Raw genomic sequence first — 21,510 nt, 5'->3', positions numbered from 1 at the left:
ACAGGTCGTGGCCGAGCGGTGCGGGCATCGATCGGCGGTACGAAATGTCCGTACGTCACCCGTTCGGTCCCGCGAAGACGGTGTGGCCGCGCACCACCGTCCGCACACAGACGGGCAGGTCGGCGCCCGGAGTGAGGTCCGGCAGGCCGGGGGTGCCCGAACGGGGGTCGGTGGACCAGCGGGCGACGCGGTCGTCAGGAGCCTGCACGAGGAGTTCGCCGGTGCGCCAGACCGCGTAGTCCGCGGGGGCTCCCGGGACCAGCACACCGGCGTCGTCGCGGCCGATGGCCCGCCAACCGCCTCGGGTATGGGCGGTGAAGGCCGCCCGGGCGGAGATGCGGTGCTCGGGCGTGCGATGGAAGGCGGCTGCGCGGACGGTCCCCCACGGGTCCAGGGGCGTCACCGGGCTGTCGGAGCCGAAGGCCAGCGGCACTCCGGCGCGCAGCAGCGCCGCGTACGGGTTGAGGGTGCGGGCGCGTTCGGCGCCGAGCCGCTGGGCATACATGCCCTCTTCGCCGCCCCAGGCCGTGTCGAAGGCGGGCTGGACGGAGGCGGTGAGCCCGAACTCGGCGAAGGCCGCGATGGTTTCGGGGGTGAGCATCTCGGCGTGCTCGACCCGGTGGCGGGCGGCGCGGATCCGTGCGAGGCCCAGCTTGTCCGCTGCGGCGCGCATCCCGTCGACGACAGCGGTCAGGGCGGCGTCGCCGATGGCGTGGAACCCGGCCTGCAGCCCGGCCTCGGTGCAGGCGACGACGTGGGACGCGACGTCGGCGGCGTCGAGGTGGCCGGCGCCGGTGTGGTCGGCGCCGGTGTGGTCGGCGTCGGCGTACGGCTCGTGCAGGCAGGCGGTGTGCGAGCCGAGGGAGCCGTCGGCGAACAGGTCGCCGGCCGCGCCCAGCGCGCCGAGGGCCCGCGCCCGCTCCACGTCCCGGTCGGCCCAGTAGCCGACGACGCGCGGGCCCGGTTCGTCCCGCGCGAGCGTCAGCAGCCCGGTGAAGTCGTCCTCGGAGGAGATGTCGGGGCCGCCGCATTCGTGAACGGTGCCGATGCCGAGGGATGCGGCATGCCGCAGAGCGGCGCGCTGCGCCTCGGTGCGCTGGCGGGGTGAGAGGGCAGCGTAGGCGGCGGCACGGACGGCGTGGTGGGCGTCACCGGTCAGCGGCTCGCCGTCTCGGAAGCCGGACCGTGAGCGGACGCCCGGGACGAGGTCCAGCAGGGCCGTGGTGACGACCGCGGAGTGGACGTCGATACGGGTGAGGTAGAGGGGTCGCCCGCCGGTGAGCTCGTCGAGTTCGTCGCGCCGCGGCGCTCGGGCCTCGGGCCAGCGGGAGGCGTCCCAGCCGTGTCCGATCAGGATGCGGTCGCCGGGGCGGGCGGCCGCGTACGCGCGCAGGAGCGCGGCGGCGTCGGCGAGCGAAGCGGCGCCGGACAGATCGAGTCCGGTGAGCGCGAGGCCGGTCGCCGTGGTGTGGACGTGCGCGTCGGTGAACGCGGGAGTGACAAGGGCGCCTTCGAGGTCGACGACCTCGTCGACGCCGGAGGCGAAGGCGGCGGCCGCGCCCTCGGAGCCCACCCAGGCGACATGTCCCTTCTCGACGACCATCGCGGTGGCGAAGGGGTCGGCGGGGCTGTGCACTTCTCCACCGCGCAGCAGCACGGTGCGGTGGTCGCTTCGGGGGGCGGTGCGCTCGGTCATGGGACCAAGACTAGATACGCGGCGGGCGGGCCTCGTACGGGGTCGACAGGACCACCGTGGTGCGGCTGGAGACTCCGGCCAGGGAGCGGATGCGGGTCAGCAGGTGCTCCAGTTCGATCGGCGTGGCGACGCGCACCTTGAGGATGTAGTTCTCCTCGCCCGCGACGCTGTGGCAGGCCTCGATCTCGGGGAGTCCGGCGAGCCGGTCCGCGATGTCGTCGGGGGCGCTGGGGTCGAACGGCTTCACCGAGATGAACGCGGTGAGAGGCAGGCCGACGGCCTCGGGGTCGACGACGGCGGCGTAGCCGCGGATGACGCCCCGCTGCTCCAGACGGCGGACGCGCTGATGCACCGCCGATGTGGACAGGCCCGTGGCCTTGCCCAGGTCGGTGTAGCTCATCCGCCCATCCTTGACGAGCAACTCCACGATCTGACGATCCAGCTCCTCCATGCGGATCAACCTATTGCCCCGAGCCGCTCCGGCACAGTCCACGACGGCCGCGAGGGGCCCTGGGCGACGGCCGTGTGACGAACACCACAGGTTTGCGCCGGTGTCCGCCGTGACCTCGCGGTTACCTGCCCCGCGCGGTGGGCATTGCTTGCTGTGGTCGAGGCCATCAGCGCCTGGTCGGCCCATCCGAGGGGGAGATTCTCCATGCAGATCGTCAAGAACGACGCCCGCACCGAACCGGAGCCTGTCGATCCGGCCGAATCGGCCGACAGCGACGAGTTCGACGCGTACGACACCTTCGGGATGTACCGGGTCATCTGCCCGGACTGCGCCCAGCCGATCGCCCTCCTCGCCGACGAGGACGTCCTGCCGGAGCACGCCCTGTGCCCCACCCCGTGGAACCCCTTCGGGCTGACGGTGTGCTCGGGCACCGGCCGTCCCGCCGGTCAGGCCCGCCCCGCCGACGAGTCGCTCGAGGTGCAGGAGCAGGAGACGGCCCTGTTGCTGACGTTGCCCCAGGGGCTCGACTGGCGCACCCAGCCGTTCTCGCACGTCGGCGGTCCGGGTTCGCGGCCGCTGAAGGTGCCGCCGATGCGTCGCGCGGCCTGACGCCGCTCCCCCCGGCACTGCTTGCCCCGTCGTGGGAGCGCGCGGCCTGACGCCGCTCCCCGCGGCGGTCCTGTTCCCGACGCACGGGGGCGGGGCGTGACCCCCGGCGCCCCAGCGTGCGGCGACCGCCCGTAACCCCGTCGGATGCGCCACCTGACGCCGCGTCCCCCGCAGGGCTGACCGCCGCCCGGCGTGCGGATGCCGGGCCTGGCCGCGCGCCCTCTGGGCGTGCTGATCGGTTGCAGCGTGACCCGGCGGGCCTGCCTTGTACGCGGCGGGCCCCCGGGCATACGGGCGCACGACGCCGACCCGGGTCTGACCCTCGGATCCGGCGTGCGCCACGCAGCCTTACCCTGCGCCGCCGGCGTGCGGACCGCCGCAGGCCCGTCGGGCGCGCGGCCTGATCCTGCAACCCCCCGCAGGCGGGCCGCGGCCCCGTCCGGCAGGACACGGCGGCGGACGCCCTGCATCACGCCGCCCCCGGGATCCCGCCTGCGACCGGCCGGCGGGAGCACTCCGATCCCCCGTCCCGGCCCCCCGTGCGGTTCATGAAGGCGTCGTACGTACGCCCTGGACTGGCGCGCGAATCGGCCCGGCGGTAACCCCCACCCGGGCGCAGCCGTTGGCCCGGGCATGAACCTGTACTCCACGACCGCGAGACGCGGCCGACGGCGGCTCGTCGTGCCCGTCTCTGAAGAATCGGTTCCTCATCCGGCGGATCCGCCCATCTACCGCGAGTTGCTCGCCCTGTGGGCGAGCCGGGGCAGGACCCTGCCCGGGCGCCGGGATCCCGAGTGGAGCAGGCTCGCGGCGCCCCTGGCGTGGGAGGGACGGGTCAGCGGGTCTCGGGCCCGGCCAGGTGACGGGCGATGACCATGCGCTGGATCTGGTTGGTGCCCTCGACGATCTGGAGCACCTTGGCCTCGCGCATGTAGCGCTCGACCGGGAAGTCCTGCGTGTAGCCGTAGCCGCCGAGCACCTGGACGGCATCCGTGGTGACGCTCATGGCGGCGTCGGTGCAGAACAGCTTGGCCATGGCGGCCTGCCGGGAGAACGGCCGGCCCGCGTCCCTGAGCCGCGCGGCGGACAGGTAGAGCGCGCGTCCGGCCTCGATACGCGTCGCCATGTCGGCGAGCATGAAGCGCAGGCCCTGGAAGTCCGCGATCGGGCGGCCGAACTGCTTGCGGTCCGTGGCGTAGCCGACCGCCGCGTCGAGGGCCGCCTGGGCCACACCGATGGCGCAGGCCGCGATGCCCAGGCGTCCGGAGTCCAGCGCGGACAGGGCGATGGCGAAGCCCTGACCCTCGTCACCGATGCGGCGGGAGTCGGGGATGCGGACGCCGTCGAAGTGGAGCTGGGCGGTGGGCGAGCCCTTCATGCCCATCTTCTTCTCCGGCAGGGCGGCGTTCAGCCCCGGCGCATCGCCCGGCACCAGGAACGCGGTGATGCCGCGGGCGCCCTCGCCGCCGGTGCGGGCGAGCACGGTGCAGAAGTCGGCGATGCCGCCGTGTGTGATCCAGGCCTTGGTGCCGGTGATGACCCAGTCGTCGCCGTCACGCACCGCCTTGGTGCGCAGCGAGGCGGCGTCGGAGCCGGAGGCGGGCTCGGAGAGGCAGTAAGCGCCGAGCAGGCCGCCGCCGAGCATCGCGGGCAGATGGTCCGCGCGCTGCTCCTTGGTGCCGTAGCCCGCGAGCGCGTGGCAGGCGAGGGAGTGGACGCTGACCCCCAGGCCGACGGTGAGGCGGGCGGCCGCCAGCTCTTCGAGCACCTGGAGGTAGACCTCGTACGGCTGGTCGCCGCCGCCGTACTCGGAGCCGTACGGCAGGCCGAGCAGACCGGAGTCGGACAGGAGCCGGAAGACCTCGCGCGGAAAGTGCCCGGCCTCCTCCTCCTCGGCCGCGTGGGGAGCGATCTCCCGCTCGGTGATGTCGCGGACCAGGGCGATCAGGTCCCTGGCCTCCTCGGTGGGCAGCTGACGGTCCACCGGCTGCGGGGCGCGGTCGGGCATTGCGGCGCTCTCCTCCCTGTCGGGCGCTGCGGCGTTCGCGCGGGCAGGGTGTGGGCGCGGCGCCGGGTCTTCTGCCAGGCCGATGGTGCCCTTCCGGATCACGAAAGAGGCTGGTTGGCGGCTGTTGGCGCGTTGAGTATGCCCGATCGGACGGCTCCCGTCACGGGGTGCCCGACAGCGCGCGCGGCGATGCCTCGACGTTGCCGGAAGCGGCGTAATCGGCCCGAACCATGGATCTACGGCCCCGGCTGGACCGGTGTGACGCAGAAGGAGCCGGGTGCACGGCGACCGACCCCGCGCCCGGTACGCACAAACAGGCCATCGACGACCGCGAGGAGCTCCGGACCAGGAGCCCGGCGCACGGAACGGTCGACGCCACGGCGTACGCGCACTGCGGCGACCAGTGGTGGAGCTACGACGCCCCGCCACCATCGCCGGAAAGACGGACTGCAGGAACCGGCAGGGCCTTTGCGGCACGTTCTTCTGGGAGCTGAGCGGCGACACAGAGGACGGAGAGCTGATCGAAGCCGTCAAGCAGCCCGCAGGCGGCGGGAGTCGACGCCTTGGCCCAGAGGCCTAGAGCAGTCCGAGCTGGGTGATCAGCATGGAGACGACGACCACCAGCGTCCAGCCGAGGACGTGTTCCAGCACCGGCGACTCGTCGTCGGGGCCCCCGGTGCGGGTGCGGATCCGGGCGTGGTCGGCGGTGGCTGCGGTCGAAGTCATGGCGGTCTCGTTCGGTCGGCTGGCAGATGGGCGTCCCCCCGTGACCCCACCACAGTGCCAGCCTCGCCGGGCCCCGGGGTAGAGACGTTCGTCACGCTCCCGGGGCCCGGCCGGGCGCCTCAGCGGATGCCGACCGCCGCGAGGGCCCGGCGCTGGACGGGCTCAGCGGATGCCGACCGCCGCGAGGGCCCGGCGCTGGACGGGCGTGGCATCGGCCGGCCAGTACAGGTAGCAGACGCCGCCGGTGCCGGAGACCACCTTCCCCGTCGCGTTGTAGCGCTTGGTGCGGAGCCAGATCTTCTCCCACTCGGCACGCCGGTAGACACGTCGCACGGCATCATTGCTGGGCGACGCCGGATCGTTGGCGATCACATCGCCGTCGGCGGTGAAGCCGATCACGGTCATCAGGTGCCCGGCGGTCCCGTAGCCGGCCCCGGTCAGCTCCTCCTCGCGGAACGACTGCGACGTTATGGCCGGGATCCCCGCGCCGATCAGGGTCTCCAGGGCGGTGAGCGAGGAGAGCCGGGTGACGACGGCGCTCATGTCGCGGTAGGTCGCCGCGTAGGCGGCGTTGAAGGGCCAGTTGCCACAGCCCTCGTACTGGTGGTCATAGGTGAAGCGGGCCGCGTGGCAGACCTGCGGATCGGCGAAGTCGGGGTTCACCCAGGCCAGGTCATCGGCGGTGGGTCGGCGGCCCCAGTACTCAATGATCATCTGGGACGAGGTGGGGCTGCACCAGGCCTCGCCGCCGTTGTCGTACTCCGGGTACTGGCCGATGTGGGTGTTCTGCGAGTACCGCGGCACCGTGAGCTCGCGGGCGAGACCGGGCACCGACGCAGGTACGCCGAAGCGGTCCGGGATGTCCGAGGCCATCGCACCGAGCCGCCATACGGTCGGCGTCAGGCTGGTGCCCGGCCTGCGGTACAGCGTCAGCCGCAGCCGGTAGGACGTCAGGCGCAGCCCGCCGGCCGCGTCGTCGACGGCGAGGGTGTCGGTCCAGATGCTCGCCTTCCCGTCGCTCTGGCCGTCGACGGAGGTGCGCAGGATGTCCCCGTCGCCCGCGGCCCAGCGCCCCATCACGAACCAAGGGGTGCCGGTGCCGTCCGAGTAACTGCCCGCGAGCTCGACCTGGAGCCAGGTGCCGGCCGGGGTGTGGGCGTTCCAGGAGGCGATGACCTCGGTCGCGGGCACCGTGGAGCGGTGCACCGGCGAGGTCCAGGTCGCGTACTCCCAGCGGGCAGCGCGTCCGGTGTGCGGGTCGGTGTAGTCGACGATGCCGGTGGGGGTGGCGATCACCACGCCGGGGCGGCGCCCGGATACGGCAGCGGTGCCGGAAGCTTCGCCGCAGCGCCAGTCGGTATAGGTGGACCAGAAGCGGTTGTCGATGAGCGCCGGTGCGGAGGCGGCCCGCTCCGGCGCGGGCGCGGCGGCCGCGGGTCCGGCGGCGGACAGCGGTCCGGCACTCGCGGCGGCCGCGATCGCGGCTCCCAGAACGGTTCTGCGCGAAGTAGGTCTGGCCATGGGACCCCCAAGTCAGGTGCGCGGCAGTGGGCCAACTATCCCGGCTGCCGCAGGGCTTCGGCCAGCACCTCGGACCGCGTCGGCGGGGCAATATCGGTCTGGTCCACTGGTGGTCCCCGCCGGGGACCCGTGGGTCGCCCGCGGGTGCGCCGCGGCTGTGCGCAGCCACCTCCTACCCTTGCCCCATGGACGATCTCGACCGGCTCGCCGCCCGCCTGCGCGCTCTGGCCCCCTCCTGTGGTCCGGTGCGGCTGATCGCGGTGGACGGACATGCCGGTTCGGGCAAGAGCACGTTCAGCGCGCGGCTCGCCGCCGCGTTCGGCGGCGAGGACGTGCCGGTGCTGCATCTGGACGATCTGGCCACGCACGAGGAACTGTTCGCGTGGACCGGCCGGATGCTGGAGGAGGTGATCGCTCCGCTGTCCCGGGGCAGATCGGCCTCTTTTCACCCGTACGACTGGAATCTGAGGCGTTTTCTTCCGGCGCGGCCGCTGCCGGCGGCCCCCGTCGTCCTGGTCGAGGGAGTCGGCGCTGGAAGGCGGGCGCTGCGGCCGTATCTGGCCCGAATCCTGTGGATGGACCGTGCGGCCGAGGAATCCTGGTCGCGGGGCAGGCGGCGGGACGGCAGGGGTCTGAGCGACTTCTGGGACGGGTGGACGGCGGCGGAGATGCGCCATTTCGCCGCGGATCCGTCCCGTCCGTACGCCGACATCCTGGTGCGTGAGTGTCCCGAGGGGTACGAGTTGTCCACGGTGGCTACCGGGACTGCGCAATCGGACCGGTCAATCACTGAGGGTGATCGCCCTACCCAGGCATACTGAACAGTCGGATTTCCGGCGCAAGAGTGTGCTTCAACTCTGCTTGACCGACGGGGCGTACAAGTCTTACGTTTTCAATGTGCGGCTTTCCGGAGCCGCCGCGGACACGAAGCCCCCGGTTGTTCCCCCGTGATCGGGGGCTTCGTTCCGCTCCTCTCCCCGGTCCCCCGCACTCCTCCGCCCCATTTCGCTCACCCTGGGTCACCGGTGCCGGGTCCTCACGGCGCTCTTAGCGCAGCACCCACGCGCAGGTACGATGCACTCCGGTGGGCTCAATTCCCGTCCGCGGCATGGTCGTTGCGTACGCTGCCGGTGGGCGCCCCCTGGCGCGACAACACTGGTGCACGGTTTGTGGGGGGAGTGTGGGGGACCCTATGGACGACGGCACGCAGGGGGCACGGACTCCGGCCGAGCTCGCCTGGCTGCGCGGGGTGGACGCGTGCACGATGGGCGCCTACCCGCAGGCGGAGGAGGAGTTCCGCACGGCCGTACGGCTGGATCCGGGGATGGCCGACGCGTGGCTGGGGCTCCACGCCCTGCGCGTCGACACGACCACCGCCCTGCTGCGCATGTACCGCCACCGCGAGCGGTTCGGCGAGCAGCGGGCCCGCCACCGCCGCACCCTCAACTCCTGGTACTGGCTGGGCTGGTGGGTGCAGCCCGTGCTGGAGAGCCGGCGCGATCTGCTGCTGGCGCACGCCTCCCACTGGCTCGACGGCCGTCATGTGCCGGAGCTCGACCGGGCGCTGGCCGACCTGCCGCCCGTGGACACCGACCCCCAGGTGCGCTTCCTGCACGCCTGCCGGGCGTATCTGGTCAAGGACTGGGAACAGCTCGTGCGCCACACCGAGCCGCTGGTGGACGATCCGCTGCTGGGGATCGAGGCCGGCCTGTTCGGCGGGATGGCCCGGGTGCGGATGGAGATGTTCGGCCAGGCCGAGCCCATGCTGTCGGCCGCGCTGATGCGCTGCCGCAGCGAGCAGCCACAGCGCAAGGAGTTGAGGTACTGGCTGGCGCGGGCCCACGAGGGCACCGGCCGCAGCGCCGCGGCCCTGCCGCTGTACCGGGCGGTGCACCGGATCGACCCGGCCTTCATGGACACCTCGGCACGGCTCACGGCCATCGCGGAGTACGACGGCATCGACGGCTACGACGAGACGGCGGGGCTGGCCACCGTCTCGCTGACCGGGTTCGGCGCGGACGCCGTGGACACCCAGGCCGAGGGCGAGGGCCCGGTCGCCACCGAGCGCCTGCCCGGCGATCCGGGGGGCCAGGCGCCCGGCACGGTACCGGCTGCCCCGGCGGACGGGCTCCGGCGCCGTAAGGCCGTGTCCCGGCAGTCCGCTGCCCCGCACTTCCCCGCGGGCCCCACCGACCCGGTGCTCCTGGCCGACGCGCTGGCGGAGCTGGAGCGCATGGTCGGCCTGGAGCCGGTGAAACGTCAGGTCAAGGCCTTGTCGGCGCAGCTGGAGATGGCCCGGCTGCGGGCGGGTCAGGGGTTGCCCGTCCAGCCGCCCAAGCGGCACTTCGTCTTCTCAGGACCGTCCGGCACCGGCAAGACGACCGTCGCCCGCATCCTGGGCCGGGTCTTCTACGCGCTCGGCCTGCTCGGCGGCGACCATCTGGTCGAGGCCCAGCGAGCCGACCTGGTGGGCGAGTTCCTCGGCCAGACGGCGGTGAAGGCCAATGAGCTGATCGACTCGGCCCTCGGCGGGGTGCTCTTCGTGGACGAGGCGTACAGCCTCTCCAACTCCGGCTACAGCAAGGGCGACGCGTACGGCGACGAGGCCCTGCAGGTGCTGCTCAAGCGCGCCGAGGACAACCGCGACCATCTGGTGGTCATCCTTGCGGGCTACCCGGAGGGGATGGACCGCCTGCTCGCCACCAATCCCGGCCTGTCGTCACGCTTCACCACCCGCGTCGACTTCCCGTCCTACCGCCCGCTCGAACTGACCGCGATCGGCGGCGTGCTCGCCGCGGAGAACGGCGACGTGTGGGACGAGGAGGCCCGCGAGGAGCTGTGCTCGATCAACGGCCATGTCGTCGAGCAGGGCTGGATCGACGAGCTGGGCAACGGGCGGTTCCTGCGCACGCTGTACGAGAAGAGCTGCGCGTACCGGGACCTGCGGCTGTCCACGTATCCGGGCACTTTGGGCCGCGAGGACCTGTCGACGCTGCGGCTTCCGGATCTCATGCAGGCCTACGGGGAGGTCCTGTCGGGCCGCGGCCCGGCGGGCCGCGATCCGCAGGAGCCTCCCCTCGGCCAATGAGGTGTCTTGGCTCAGCCCACCAGGGCCGAGTCCGCGCTCGCGGACGTGCTCGGTGTCCGCGGCAGCGCCTTCACGCGGTGGGACGGGTCACGGACCTCGCCCACCAGCATCTCCAGCACGTCTTCCAGGGCCACCAGACCGAGCACCCGCCCGGAGGCGTCGGCGACCTGCGCCAGGTGCGTGGCCGCGCGGCGCATCACGGACAGCGCGTCGTCGAGCGGCAGCTCGGCGCGCATCGTCGCCATGGGCCGCCAGATGTGCTGGGGCACGGCCCGCTCGTCGTCCTCCAGGTCCAGTACGTCCTTGACGTGCAGGTACCCCATGAACGGGTCGGAGCCCCCCGCGCAGACGGGGAAACGGGAGTAGCCCGTGCGGACGGTGAGCTCCTCCACCTGCCGCGGCGTCACCGAAGGCGGCACCGTCACCAGCGCGGACCGGGCGATGAGCACGTCGCTCACCGGCCTGCTGCCCAGTTCCAGCGCGTCCTCGAGACGCTCCTGCTCGGCCGGCGCCAGCAGCCCGGCCTGGCCGGCGTCCTCCACGAGCTGTCCGAGCTGATCGCTGGTGAAGACGGCCTCCACCTCGTCCTTCGGCTCGACGCGGAAGGCCCGCAGCACCACCTTGGCGCAGGCGCCGAGAGCGGCGGTCACCGGACGGCACAGCCGGGCGAAGCCGACGAGGCCGGGGCTGAGCCACAGCGCCGTTCTCTCGGGGGCCGCCATGGCCAGGTTCTTCGGCAGCATCTCGCCGATGACGAGGTGCAGGAAGACGACGACCGCCAGCGCGATCACATAGCCGAGGGGGTGGATCAGCCCCGCGGGGACGTGGGCGGCGTGGAAGACCGGCTCCAGGAGGTGCGCGACCGTCGGTTCGGCGACCGCGCCGAGGGTGAGCGAGCAGACGGTGATGCCGAACTGCGCGGCCGCCATCATCTGCGGCAGGTTCTCCAGCCCGTGGAGGACCTGGCGGGCGCGCGAGGAGCCTTCGGCGGCGAGCGGTTCGATCTGGCTGCGGCGTACGGAGACGAGTGCGAACTCGGCCCCGACGAAGAAGCCGTTGGCGAGAACCAGGAGCAGGGCGAACAGCAGTTGGAGGGCGCTCATCGGGCCGCCTCCGTCAGCGCCGGTACGTCGGCGGTGCGCACCAGGCGCACGCGCTCGGCGCGGTAGCGGCCCACTTGGCGCACCGACAGGCGCCAGCCGGGGAGTTCGGCCCGGTCACCGGGGGCGGGAATGCGCCCCAGCAGGTCGGCGACGAGCCCGGCGACGGTCTCGTAGGGGCCGTCGGGGACGTCGAGTCCTATCCGGCGCAGGGTGAGGACCCGGCAGCTGCCGTCGGCCTCCCAGGCCGGCCGTCCGTCCTCGGGGGCGACGGGCGCGAGATCGGGCCGGTCGTCGGCCTCGGCGTCGTGCTCGTCGCGGACCTCGCCGACGAGTTCCTCGACGATGTCCTCCAGGGTGACCACGCCCGCGGTGCCGCCGTACTCGTCGACGACGACGGCTATGGGCTGCTCGCTGCGCAGCCGTTCGAGCAGCTGCTGCACAGGCAGGGTCTCGGGGACGAGCAGGGGCGGGACGGCGATACCGGTCACCCGGACCCGCTGCCGCTCCTCGGCCCGTACCGCGAGCGCGTCCTTGAGGTGCACCATGCCGACGATCTCGTCGATGCGCTCACGGTAGACGGGGAACCGGGAAAGGCCCGTCGCGCGGGTCAGGTTGAGGACGTCGGCGGCGCTGGCGTCCGACTGCAGCGCGCTCACCTTCACGCGCGGCGTCATCACGTGCTGAGCCGTCAGGTGCCCGAGAGACAGGGTCCGTACGAACAGATCGGCCGTGTCCTGCTCCAGCGCGCCGGCCTGGGCCGAGTGGCGGGCGAGGGACATCAGCTCACCGGGGGTGCGGGCGGAGGCCAGCTCCTCGGCGGGCTCGACGCCGAAGAGCCGTACGAGACGGTTGGCCGCGGCATTGAGCAGGGTGATCACGGGGCGGAAGACGGTCGAGAACAGGGTCTGCGGGCCCGCGACGAAGCGCGCGACCTGCAATGGGCGGGACACCGCCCAGTTCTTGGGGACGAGTTCGCCGATGACCATCTGGACGGCCGAGGCGAGCAGCATGCCGATCGCGACGGCGGCACCGGGGACGACCCCGTCGGGAAGTCCGGCCGCGGTGAGCGGTCCGTCGAGCAGCCGGGCGAGCGCCGGCTGCGCGAGCATGCCGACGACGAGGGAGGTGATGGTGATGCCGAGCTGGGTGCCGGAGAGCTGGAAGGACAACTGGCGCAGGGCCGCGACGACCCGGCGGGCACGCTTGTCGCCCTGGGCGGCGGCACGTTCGGCGTCGGGGCGTTCGACGGTGACGAGGCCGAACTCGGCGGCCACGAAGAAGCCGTTGGCGAGGATGAGAAGGAACGCTGCGGCGAGCAGCAGAATCGGGGTGATCATGCCGCCGCCTCCTGGGAGGGGGCGGCGCAGGTACTACCGGACGATCCGTCCATTGCTGGAGGGAGTCACTCCTCGGGTCGTAGGAAAGCCCCGCCGGCCGCGGGGCCGTGTGGTGCGGGGCGGGGCGCACCGGGCGCCGCCGCCCACCAGAGTAATCAAGCCGCGGCCGGGCTGGGCAGAGGAGAGACGTCGGTCTCGTCCACGCGGGTGCTCCGAATGCGCGTGTCGCTAGCGTTCGTCCTGGCGGGTGCCGCGGGACTCGGCGAGGGCGCGCAGGGCGCGGGCGTCGTCGATGGCCTGCGCCTTGGCGATCCCCGGCTGGATGCCGAGGGCGGGCAGGCTGGTGCCGTCGCTGAGGTCGAGGAAGACCCAGGGGTCGCCGGGCCGGAGATTGACGCGCAGGATCTCGGGCCAGGCGAGGCGGCGCGTCCGGGTGAGGTTGACGACGGTCACCCCGTCCTCGTCGGCGACGACTTTCGGCCTGCTGAGCAGCGCCAGCACTCCGAAGAAGAGCAGCGCGGTGAAGATGAAGCTGACCCGCTCCGGCCCGCTGAGGCGTTCGAGGAGGAGGGTGACGGCGATCAGGACGGTGCACATCACCGCGCCCACGGAGAGCAGGACGATCCGGGTGCGGGTCGGCCTGAAGGTGACCGGGAGCGCGGGGACGCGGGGGGCGGCGGTGGGCATGTGCGGGTCGTCCCTCAGAGCCGGCAGGCGTGGATGGACGTGGTGAGGATGGCCCGCGCGCCGAGCGCGTACAGGTCGTCCATGATGCGCTGGGCCTCCTTGGCGGCCACCATGGAGCGGACCGCGACCCAGCCCTCGTGGTGGAGCGGGGAGATGGTCGGCGACTCGAGCCCGGGAGTAAGGGCGACGGCCTGCTCAAGGTTCTCGACGCGGCAGTCGTAGTCCATCATCACGTAGCTGCGGGCGACGAGGACGCCCTGGAGGCGCCGCAGGAACTGCTGCACCTGGGGGTCCTCGGCGTCCGAGCCGGTCCGCCGGATGACGACGGCCTCCGAGGTCATGATCGGCTCGCCGATGACTTCGAGGCCCGCGTTGCGCAGGCTGGTGCCGGTCTCGACGACATCGGCGATGACCTGGGCGACGCCCAGTTCGATCGCGGTCTCGACCGCGCCGTCGAGGTGGACGACCGAGGCGTCGACGCCGCTGTCGGCGAGGTGCTTGGCGACGATGCCCTCGTAGGAGGTCGCGATCGTCATGCCGCCGAAGTCCTCGACGCCCTTCGCGGTGCCGGGCTTGGTGGCGTAGCGGAAGGTGGAGCGGGCGAAGCCGAGCTGGAGGATCTCCTCGGCGTTCGCACCGGAGTCGAGCAGCAGGTCACGGCCGGTGATGCCGATGTCGAGGCGGCCGGAGCTGACGTAGATCGCGATGTCGCGGGGGCGCAGGTAGAAGAACTCGACCTCGTTCTCGGGGTCGACGAGGACGAGCTCCTTGGACTCCTTGCGCTGCTGGTAGCCCGCCTCATGGAGCATCGCCGACGCAGGTCCGGACAGTGAACCCTTGTTGGGGACGGCGATGCGCAGCATGGGACGGGCTTCCTTTGTTCGCTTCATCTGTACGAGAGGGGCAGGGCGGGCTCAGAGGTGGGCGTAGACGTCGTCGAGGGAGATCCCGCGGGCGACCATCATCACCTGGACGTGGTACAGCAGCTGGGAGATCTCCTCGGCGGCGGCGTCCTTGCCCTCGTACTCGGCGGCCATCCACACTTCGGCGGCCTCCTCGACGACCTTCTTGCCGATGGCGTGCACACCCTTGTCCACCAGCTCGGCGGTGCGGGAGGTGGCGGGGTCGCCGTTGGCGGCCTTGTGCTGGAGCTCGGTGAAGAGCTCCTCGAAAGTCTTCTTGGACATGGTGCTCCCACCCTACGCGGAAGTGGGGTCTGCTCAGCGCCAGGGTTCGGATACTGAACGCAGGATGGTCGCGGTGGCCAACGCGGCGGTGACCGCTTCGTGCCCCTTGTCCTCGTTCGAGCCTTCCAGTCCGGCCCGGTCGAGCGCCTGCTCCTCGGTGTCGCAGGTCAGTACGCCGAAGCCGACCGGGACGCCCGTGTCGATGGAGACCTGGGTGAGGCCCTGGGTGACGCCCTGGCACACGTACTCGAAGTGGGGGGTGCCGCCGCGGATGACGACGCCGAGCGCCACGATGGCGTCGTAGCCGCGGCCGGCGAGGACCTTGGCGACGACGGGCAGCTCGAAGCTGCCGGGCACACGGAGCAGGGTCGGCTCGTCGATGCCCAGTTCGTGCAGGGCGCGCAGGGCGCCGTCGACGAGGCCGTCCATGATCTTCTCGTGCCACTGGGCCGCGATCACGGCCACCCGCAGGTCGCCGCAGTTCTTCACGCTCAGTTCGGGCGCGCCCTTGCCGCTCATCGTTCTCCTTGGTGCGTGGTGCGTTCGGTACGGATCAGGGATACAGGGGGGTCTTACTGGTTGCCGCAGGCCGACGTGACCAGGGCCCCGTCCAGCCAGGGCAGGTCGTGCCCCATGCGGTCGCGCTTGGTGCGCAGGTACTGGAGGTTGTGTTCGCCCGCCTCGACGGGCATCGGCTCGCGGTCGGCGACCAGGACGCCGTGCCGGATGAGGGCGGCGGACTTCTCGGGGTTGTTGGTCATGAGGCGGACGCTGCGGACGCCGAGGTCGGTGAGGATCTGGGCGCCGGCGCCGTAGTCGCGGGCGTCGGCGGGCAGGCCCAGCTCCAGGTTGGCGTCCAGGGTGTCGCGGCCGCGCTCCTGGAGCTCGTACGCACGCAGCTTGGACAGCAGCCCGATGCCACGGCCCTCGTGGCCGCGCAGATAGACGACGACACCGCGGCCGGCCTCGCGGATGCGCTCCATGGAGGCGTGCAGCTGGGGGCCGCAGTCGCAGCGCAGCGAGTGGAAGATGTCGCCGGTCAGGCATTCGGAGTGCATCCGGACCAGGAGGTCATCGCCGTCACCGATCTCCCCGTGCACCAGGGCGATGTGCTCGACGCCGTCCACGGTGGAGCGGTAGCCGTACGCGGTGAATTCGCCGAAGGCGGTGGGCAGTTTGACCTCGGCCTCACGCTTCACGGTCGGCTCGGCGCTGCGGCGGTAGGCGATCAGGTCCTCGATGGAGATGATCGTCAGGCCGTGCTTGCGGGCGAACGGGATCAGTTCGGGCAGCCGCAGCATGACGCCGTCCTCGCCGGCGATCTCGACGATCGCGCCGGCCGGGCGGAGCCCGGCGAGGCGGGCGAGGTCGACGGCGGCCTCGGTGTGGCCGGGGCGGGTCAGCACACCGCCGGGCCGGGCCCGCAGCGGGAAGATGTGACCGGGCCGGACGAAGTCGGAGGGCTCGCTGACGCCGTCGGCCAGCAGCCGGAGGGTGGTGGCGCGGTCGGCGGCGGAGATGCCCGTGGTGACGCCGTGCGCGGGGGTGGCGTCGACCGAGACGGTGAAGGCGGTCTGCATCGACTCGGTGTTGTTGTCGACCATCTGCGGAAGCTCGAGGCGCTCCAGCTCGTCGCTCTCCATGGGCGCGCAGATCAGGCCGCGGCACTCGCTCATCATGAAGGCGATGATCTCGGGAGTGGCCTTCTCCGCGGCGATGACGAGGTCGCCCTCGTTCTCACGGTCCTCGTCGTCCACCACGACGATCGGCCGGCCTGCCGCGATGTCCCGGATGGCCTGCTCGACGGGGTCGAGGCCGAGGATCTCTGCGGGGATCGTGTCGGGGATCATGCGGTTGCTCCTTCCGGGGCGGGGGCGGTGTTGGTGCGCGAGCGCAGCCACCAGTCGCGCATGCCCCACAGGACGAGCGCGCCGTAGATGACGTAGACGAAGCCGGAGAAGGCGTAGCCGTTGGCGAAGTTCAGCGGTACGCCGACGAGATCGACCAGGAGCCAGGCGAACCAGAACTCGACCATGCCGCGCGACTGGGCGTACATGGCGACGACGGTGCCGACGAAGATGTAGGCGTCGGGCCAGGGGTCCCAGGAGAGCGAGGGGTAGGCGGTGAAGAGCAGGGCGACCGCGACGGTGCCGAGGGCGGCGGCGCCGACCAGCAGGGCGCGCTCGGTCCAGGTGGCGAAGCGGACGGCCAGGGTGCCGTCCTGTGTCTGCCGGCCGCGGTTCCACTGCGTCCAGCCCCAGGCGGCCACGAGCATGACGACGACCTGCTTGCCCGCACTGCCGGAGAGGTGCCCGGCGGCGAAGGCGGTGAAGAGGATCGCTCCGGAGAGGAACTGGGCGGGCCAGGTCCATATCGAGCGGCGCCAGCCGAGGGCCAGGGCGATCAGGCCGATGACGTTGCCGATCATGTCGGACCACTTGATGTGCTGCCCGAACGCGGTGAACGCCTCGCCGTTGAGCCAGGAGAAGGTGTTCACCGGCCGGGCTCCTGACCGGCGCGGTCGCCGAGCAGCCGCTCGACGTACTTGGCGATGACGTCGACCTCGAGGTTGACCGGGTCGCCGCTCTGCTTGGTGCCGAGCGTGGTCAGGGCGAGGGTCGTCGGAATCAGGCTGATCGTGAAGTGGTCGGGGCCCGCCTCGACGACCGTGAGGCTGACGCCGTCGACGGTGATCGAGCCCTTCTCGACGACGTACCGGGTCAGTTCGGCGGGGAGCGAGACCTTGACGATCTCCCAGTTCTCCGAGGGCGTGCGGTCGATGATCGTGCCGGTGCCGTCGACGTGTCCCTGGACGATGTGACCGCCGAGCCGGCCGCCGACGGCCATGGGCCGCTCCAGGTTGACGCGGGAGCCCGTGGTCAGTGCGCCGAGGCTGGAGCGCTTCAGCGTCTCGGCCATCACGTCGGCGGTGAACTCGCCGTCGCCGGTCTCGACGACGGTGAGGCAGACACCGTTGACGGCGATCGAGTCGCCGTGCTTGGCCCCTTCGGTCACGACAGGCCCGCGCAGGCGGAAGCGTGAGGCGTCGCCGAGGTCCTCGACGGCGGTGACCTCACCCAGCTCTTCGACGATTCCGGTGAACACTCAAGCTCCCTTGGGGACGGTCGCGGTGATGCGCAGGTCGGGGCCGATGCGCACGGTCTCGGTGACGTCGAGCCGCAACGCTTCGGTGATGGTGGTGATTCCGGCACCGGCGAGGGCCGCGGGGCCCGCGCCGAGAAGTACGGGCGACAGGTAGCCGACCACGCGGTCGACGGCGCCCGCGGCGACGAAGGCTCCGGCGAGCGTCGCGCCCCCTTCGAGGAGGACGGAGCGGACGCCGCGTCCGTACAGCTCGCCGAGGACGGCGTGGACGCCGATGCCGTTGTCGTCGTGGGGCAGTCGGGCCACGTCGACGCCGGACAGGTGCCCCGTGTCGGCGCCCTCGCGGACGACGACGAGGGTGGGCGCGGCGGCGTCGAGGACCCTGGCGGTCGGCGGGATCGTGGCGCGGCTGTCGAGCACGACCCGCAGGGGCTGCGTCGCGCCTTCGATGCCGCGGACCGCGAGGTGCGGGTCGTCGGCGCGCAGCGTGCCGGAGCCGACGAGCACGGCGTCGGACTCGGCACGCAGTCGGTGTACGTCGGCGCGGGAGTCCGGCGAGCTGATCCAGCGGCTGGTGCCGTCGGCCGCGGCGGTCCGTCCGTCGAGGGTGGCGGCGTACTTCCAGGTCACGTGGGGGCGGCCGAGGCGTACGGAGGTGAGCCAGGCGATGTTGCCCGCCTCGGCCTCGTCCTGAAGGAGGCCCTGGCCGACCTCGATCCCGGCGGCGCGTAGGGTGTGGGCCCCGCCGGTGGCCTGCGGGTCGGGGTCGGCGACCGCGTACACCACGCGGGCGACACCGGCCTCGATCAGGGCCTGGGCGCAAGGGCCGGTGCGCCCGGTGTGGTTGCAGGGTTCGAGGGTGACGTACGCGGTGCCGCCGCGGGCGCGGTCGCCTGCGGCGTGCAGGGCGTGGACCTCGGCGTGCGGACCGCCGGCGCGCTGGTGGAAGCCCTCGCCGACGACGCGTCCGGCGGCGTCGGTGACGACGCACCCGACGACCGGGTTGGGGCTGGTGGAGCCGAGTCCGCGGGCAGCGAGCGCGATCGCTCGTCGCATGGCGTCCATGTCGGCTGCGGTGGCCACCGGGTCCTCCTGCCTCATTCGGGCACGGACTCCGGGGCCTGTCGATGACGACAGAAAGCGGGAAACGGCACCGCACGGGGAACGCCGAGGCCGATTGCGCCGGATCGCCGCGAGACGTCGATCCGCTCCCATTCGGCCGGCACACCCATGAGGGTCGCCCGCCGCGCACTGCCTCCCATCCGGACTTTAACCGTCGGTCCAGGAATTTCACCTGGTCAACCGACCGCTGGCTGCGGACGGGTCGCGGACTGTAACCGCCGGTTCGGAATTGCACCGACCCCGGAGTGCGCTGCTGCTGATACAGGGCCAGTCTGCCACGCCGGACGCTCGGCCATGGGGGTGAATGCTGTGGGGTGACTCACAGATGACACAGTCCCCTGGAATGGTCCAGACCTATTGACGTACTGGTCTAGTCCTTTTAACCTCTGCGTCACCTCCGCGGACCGGCCCGCCGGCGTGCGCACACCGGCGGGCCAAAGCACGTCATCCCCATGCCAGTTGAGCTGAGCCGAACTCCCCTTGGTCGCCCCTGGCGGGGCCACCGGGGCCCCACCAGGAGGAACTGACCGTGCAGTCCCCCACCCACCGACGAGCGTCGCTGCTCGCAGTCGGCGCAGCCGCCGCCGCACTGCTGGCCGGCTCGCTCTCGACCGGCGTCTCCCACGCCGCGCCGGAGTCCTGCCGCCCCGACGGGCTGTACTCCGCCCCGGGCGTCGACGTCCCGTACTGCTCCGTCTACGACACCGACGGCCGCGAGAAGATGGGCGCCGACCACCAGCGCCGCGTCATCGGCTACTTCACCGGCTGGCGCACCGGCAAGGACGGCGCGCCCGCGTACCTCGTCTCCGACATCCCGTGGGACAAGGTCACCCACATCAACTACGCCTTCGCCCACATCGACGCCGCCAACAGACTCTCGGTCGGCGCGGACGGCGAGAAGAACGCCGCCACGGGCATGACCTGGCCCGGCGTGGCCGGGGCGGAGATGGACCCCGCCCTGCCGTACAAGGGCCACTTCAACCTGCTGACGAAGTACAAGAAGCAGCACCCCGATGTGAAGGCGCTGATCTCCGTGGGCGGTTGGGCGGAGACCGGCGGGTACTTCGACGACAGCGGCGACCGGGTCCCCTCCGGCGGCTTCTACTCGATGGCCACCCACGCGGACGGCTCGGTGAACCAGGCGGGCATCGACACCTTCGCCGACTCGGCCGTGGCCTTCGTCAAGAAGTACGGCTTCAACGGCGTGGACATCGACTACGAGTACCCGACGACCATGAAGGACGCCGGCAACCCCCTCGACCACTCGATCTCCAACGCCCGCAGGGCCGGGCTCGTCAAGGGCTACGCGGCACTGATGAAGACCCTGCGCGAGAAGCTCGACCGCGCCGGCGCGGCGGACGGCCGGCACTACCTGCTCACGGTGGCGGCTCCCTCGTCCGGCTATCTGCTGCGCGGGATGGAGACGTTCCAGGTGCAGAAGTACCTGGACTACGTCAACATCATGTCGTACGACCTGCACGGCGCGTGGAACGAGTACGTCGGCCCCAACGCCTCGCTGTTCGACGACGGCAAGGACGCCGAGCTCGCGGCGGCCGGGGTCTACTCGACCTCCCAGTACGGCGGCATCGGCTACCTCAACACCGACTGGGCGTACCACTACTTCCGCGGCTCGATGCCGGCCGGCCGGATCAACATCGGGCTGCCGTACTACACCCGCGGTTTCAAGAACGTGCAGGGCGGCACCGACGGCCTGTGGGGCAGGGCGCCGTCGACCACCTGCCCGGCCGGAGCGGGCCTGACCAAGTGCGGCGACGGGGCGGTCGGCATCGACAACCTCTGGCACGACAAGGACACCGCCGGCAACGAGTCGCCGGCGGGCTCGAACCCGATGTGGCATGCCAAGAACCTGGAGAAGGGGATCGTCGGCGACTACGTCACCCGCTACGGCTTCCCCGCCGACACGAAGCTGACCGGCGCCTATGTGCGCAAGTACGACTCGACGCTGGTCGCGCCGTGGCTGTGGAACGCGGAGAAGAAGGTCTTCCTGTCCACGGAGGACGAGCAGTCGGTCGCGGCCAAGGCGGACTACGTCGTCGACCGCGGCATCGGCGGCACGATGGTGTGGGAACTGGCCGGCGATTACGGCTGGAACGCGGCCAAGGGGCAGTACGAGACCGGCGACACGCTCACCACCGCCATGTACGACAGGTTCAAGTCGGCCTCTCCATACGGCGCCAAGCGGTCCAACACCGTCCTGCCTACCGAGGCGATCAAGGTGGACGTGGACTTCGGGCAGTTCCCGCTCGGCGACTCCAACTACCCCATCAGCCCCAAGCTGAAGATCACGAACAACTCGAAGGCGACGCTGCCCGGCGGGACGGAGTTCCGGTTCGACTACGCCACCTCGGCACCGGCGAACGCCAAGGACCAGTCCGGCTTCGGCACGACGGTCGTCCGCAGCGACCACAGCGGGAACAACGTGGGCGGCCTCGACGGCGACTTCCACCGGGTCGCGCTGAAGCTGCCGGCGTGGCAGACGCTTGCGCCGGGGGCGTCGGTGGAGCTGGACTTCGTGTACTACCTGCCGACGTCGACGCCGTCGAACTGGACGGTGTCGTTCGGCGGGAAGACGTACGCGCTCGCGGGGGATCTGGCGCGCGGGACGGCGGTGGTGGAACCGGGCGGCGGCACGTCCCCGTCCCCGTCCCCGACCCCGTCCCCGTCCCCGACCTCGACTCCGACGCCGGGGGCGTGCACGACGCCGGCGTGGTCCGCGTCGGCGGAGTACGGCGGCGGGACGACCGTCTCCCACCGGTCGCACATCTGGAAGTCCAAGTGGTGGACGAAGGGCGAGGAGCCCGGTACGACGGGTGAGTGGGGCGTCTGGCAGGACCTCGGCGCCTGCTGAC

Annotated in this window: 19 protein-coding genes, 1 pseudogene and 1 riboswitch; of the genes and pseudogenes, 5 read left to right on the top strand and 15 right to left on the bottom strand. The window is 71.7% G+C overall.

Annotated features, from left to right (window positions below; all coding sequences use genetic code 11):
• Positions 1-55: 55 nt before the first annotated feature.
• Together J7E88_RS20740 and J7E88_RS20735 are read right to left on the bottom strand one after the other, a co-directional pair.
• The gene (locus tag J7E88_RS20740; protein ID WP_215183215.1) at positions 56-1,696 is read right to left on the bottom strand and encodes an amidohydrolase; all 1,641 of its coding nucleotides are present in this window, start codon (positions 1,694-1,696) and stop codon (positions 56-58) included.
• 10 nt (positions 1,697-1,706) lie between these two features.
• Positions 1,707-2,147 carry an Lrp/AsnC family transcriptional regulator gene (locus J7E88_RS20735; protein WP_215183213.1) on the bottom strand — a complete coding sequence of 147 codons (441 nt, stop codon included), beginning with the start codon at positions 2,145-2,147 and terminating at the stop codon, positions 1,707-1,709.
• Between the two features lie 204 nt (positions 2,148-2,351).
• Here J7E88_RS20735 and J7E88_RS20730 point away from each other — a divergent pair, with 204 nt between their 5' ends.
• Positions 2,352-2,756 carry a hypothetical protein gene (locus tag J7E88_RS20730; protein WP_215183210.1) on the top strand — a complete coding sequence of 135 codons (405 nt, stop codon included), beginning with the start codon at positions 2,352-2,354 and terminating at the stop codon, positions 2,754-2,756.
• Between the two features lie 835 nt (positions 2,757-3,591).
• Here J7E88_RS20730 and J7E88_RS20725 read toward each other — a convergent pair.
• The gene (locus J7E88_RS20725) at positions 3,592-4,764 is read right to left on the bottom strand and encodes an acyl-CoA dehydrogenase family protein (protein WP_215183208.1); all 1,173 of its coding nucleotides are present in this window, start codon (positions 4,762-4,764) and stop codon (positions 3,592-3,594) included.
• 237 nt (positions 4,765-5,001) lie between these two features.
• Between J7E88_RS20725 and J7E88_RS36035 the strand changes: the two are divergent.
• A pseudogene (locus J7E88_RS36035) lies at positions 5,002-5,344 on the top strand (glycosyl hydrolase family 18 protein); the annotation flags it as partial.
• Here the strand turns inward: J7E88_RS36035 and J7E88_RS20720 are convergent.
• Together J7E88_RS20720 and J7E88_RS20715 are read right to left on the bottom strand one after the other, a co-directional pair.
• Positions 5,341-5,490 (bottom strand): SCO1431 family membrane protein, encoded by a 150-nt coding sequence (locus tag J7E88_RS20720; protein ID WP_215183206.1) that lies wholly within the window; start codon positions 5,488-5,490, stop codon positions 5,341-5,343. The pseudogene J7E88_RS36035 and the gene J7E88_RS20720 overlap by 4 nt on opposite strands.
• 162 nt (positions 5,491-5,652) lie before the next feature.
• The gene (locus J7E88_RS20715; protein WP_215183204.1) at positions 5,653-7,011 is read right to left on the bottom strand and encodes a peptidase C39 family protein; all 1,359 of its coding nucleotides are present in this window, start codon (positions 7,009-7,011) and stop codon (positions 5,653-5,655) included.
• Between the two features lie 185 nt (positions 7,012-7,196).
• Between J7E88_RS20715 and J7E88_RS20710 the strand changes: the two genes are divergently transcribed.
• The gene (locus J7E88_RS20710) at positions 7,197-7,832 is read left to right on the top strand and encodes a uridine kinase (protein ID WP_215183202.1); all 636 of its coding nucleotides are present in this window, start codon (positions 7,197-7,199) and stop codon (positions 7,830-7,832) included.
• 371 nt (positions 7,833-8,203) lie between these two features.
• A complete protein-coding gene (locus J7E88_RS20705) occupies positions 8,204-10,099 on the top strand; it encodes an AAA family ATPase (RefSeq protein ID WP_215183200.1) in 1,896 nt (631 codons plus the stop codon).
• A gap of 11 nt (positions 10,100-10,110) precedes the next feature.
• On the opposite strand, the gene J7E88_RS20700 is transcribed toward J7E88_RS20705, so the two are convergent.
• The 10 genes from J7E88_RS20700 to ribD all read right to left on the bottom strand — a co-directional run bounded on the left by J7E88_RS20700 (position 10,111) and on the right by ribD (position 18,601).
• Positions 10,111-11,202 carry a hemolysin family protein gene (locus tag J7E88_RS20700; RefSeq protein WP_215183198.1) on the bottom strand — a complete coding sequence of 364 codons (1,092 nt, stop codon included), beginning with the start codon at positions 11,200-11,202 and terminating at the stop codon, positions 10,111-10,113.
• Positions 11,199-12,539 (bottom strand): hemolysin family protein, encoded by a 1,341-nt coding sequence (locus J7E88_RS20695; RefSeq protein ID WP_215183196.1) that lies wholly within the window; start codon positions 12,537-12,539, stop codon positions 11,199-11,201. The genes J7E88_RS20700 and J7E88_RS20695 overlap by 4 nt, the downstream gene beginning before the upstream one ends.
• Before the next feature lie 228 nt (positions 12,540-12,767).
• Positions 12,768-13,226 (bottom strand): PH domain-containing protein, encoded by a 459-nt coding sequence (locus tag J7E88_RS20690; protein ID WP_215183194.1) that lies wholly within the window; start codon positions 13,224-13,226, stop codon positions 12,768-12,770.
• A 14-nt stretch (positions 13,227-13,240) separates the two neighbouring features.
• The gene (hisG, locus tag J7E88_RS20685) at positions 13,241-14,089 is read right to left on the bottom strand and encodes an ATP phosphoribosyltransferase (RefSeq protein ID WP_215183192.1); all 849 of its coding nucleotides are present in this window, start codon (positions 14,087-14,089) and stop codon (positions 13,241-13,243) included.
• Between the two features lie 51 nt (positions 14,090-14,140).
• A complete protein-coding gene (locus tag J7E88_RS20680; protein WP_011027788.1) occupies positions 14,141-14,413 on the bottom strand; it encodes a phosphoribosyl-ATP diphosphatase in 273 nt (90 codons plus the stop codon).
• A 33-nt stretch (positions 14,414-14,446) separates the two neighbouring features.
• A complete protein-coding gene (gene ribH / locus J7E88_RS20675) occupies positions 14,447-14,932 on the bottom strand; it encodes a 6,7-dimethyl-8-ribityllumazine synthase (RefSeq protein WP_215183190.1) in 486 nt (161 codons plus the stop codon).
• Between the two features lie 53 nt (positions 14,933-14,985).
• Positions 14,986-16,263, bottom strand: coding sequence for a bifunctional 3,4-dihydroxy-2-butanone-4-phosphate synthase/GTP cyclohydrolase II (locus J7E88_RS20670; protein WP_215183188.1), 1,278 nt, complete (start codon positions 16,261-16,263; stop codon positions 14,986-14,988).
• Positions 16,260-16,910, bottom strand: a complete 651-nt coding sequence (locus J7E88_RS20665) for a nicotinamide mononucleotide transporter family protein (RefSeq protein ID WP_215183186.1) — start codon at positions 16,908-16,910, stop codon at positions 16,260-16,262. Before J7E88_RS20665 ends, J7E88_RS20670 begins: the two co-directional genes overlap by 4 nt.
• Positions 16,907-17,518: a riboflavin synthase gene (locus J7E88_RS20660; RefSeq protein ID WP_215183184.1), complete on the bottom strand. Its 612-nt coding sequence runs from the start codon at positions 17,516-17,518 to the stop codon at positions 16,907-16,909. Before J7E88_RS20660 ends, J7E88_RS20665 begins: the two co-directional genes overlap by 4 nt.
• Entirely contained in the window at positions 17,519-18,601 is a 1,083-nt protein-coding gene (gene ribD / locus J7E88_RS20655; protein ID WP_215183182.1) for a bifunctional diaminohydroxyphosphoribosylaminopyrimidine deaminase/5-amino-6-(5-phosphoribosylamino)uracil reductase RibD, read from the bottom strand.
• Between the two features lie 161 nt (positions 18,602-18,762).
• Positions 18,763-18,893: riboswitch (FMN riboswitch) on the bottom strand.
• A 276-nt stretch (positions 18,894-19,169) separates the two neighbouring features.
• On the opposite strand from ribD, the gene J7E88_RS20650 reads away from it, so the two are divergent.
• Positions 19,170-21,509 carry a chitinase C-terminal domain-containing protein gene (locus J7E88_RS20650; RefSeq protein WP_215183180.1) on the top strand — a complete coding sequence of 780 codons (2,340 nt, stop codon included), beginning with the start codon at positions 19,170-19,172 and terminating at the stop codon, positions 21,507-21,509.
• Position 21,510: the final 1 nt, after the last annotated feature.

The sequence above is a fragment of the Streptomyces sp. ISL-10 genome, from assembly GCF_018614575.1.
Classification (GTDB): domain Bacteria; phylum Actinomycetota; class Actinomycetes; order Streptomycetales; family Streptomycetaceae; genus Streptomyces.
This window is presented reverse-complemented; position numbering and strand designations above follow the sequence as displayed.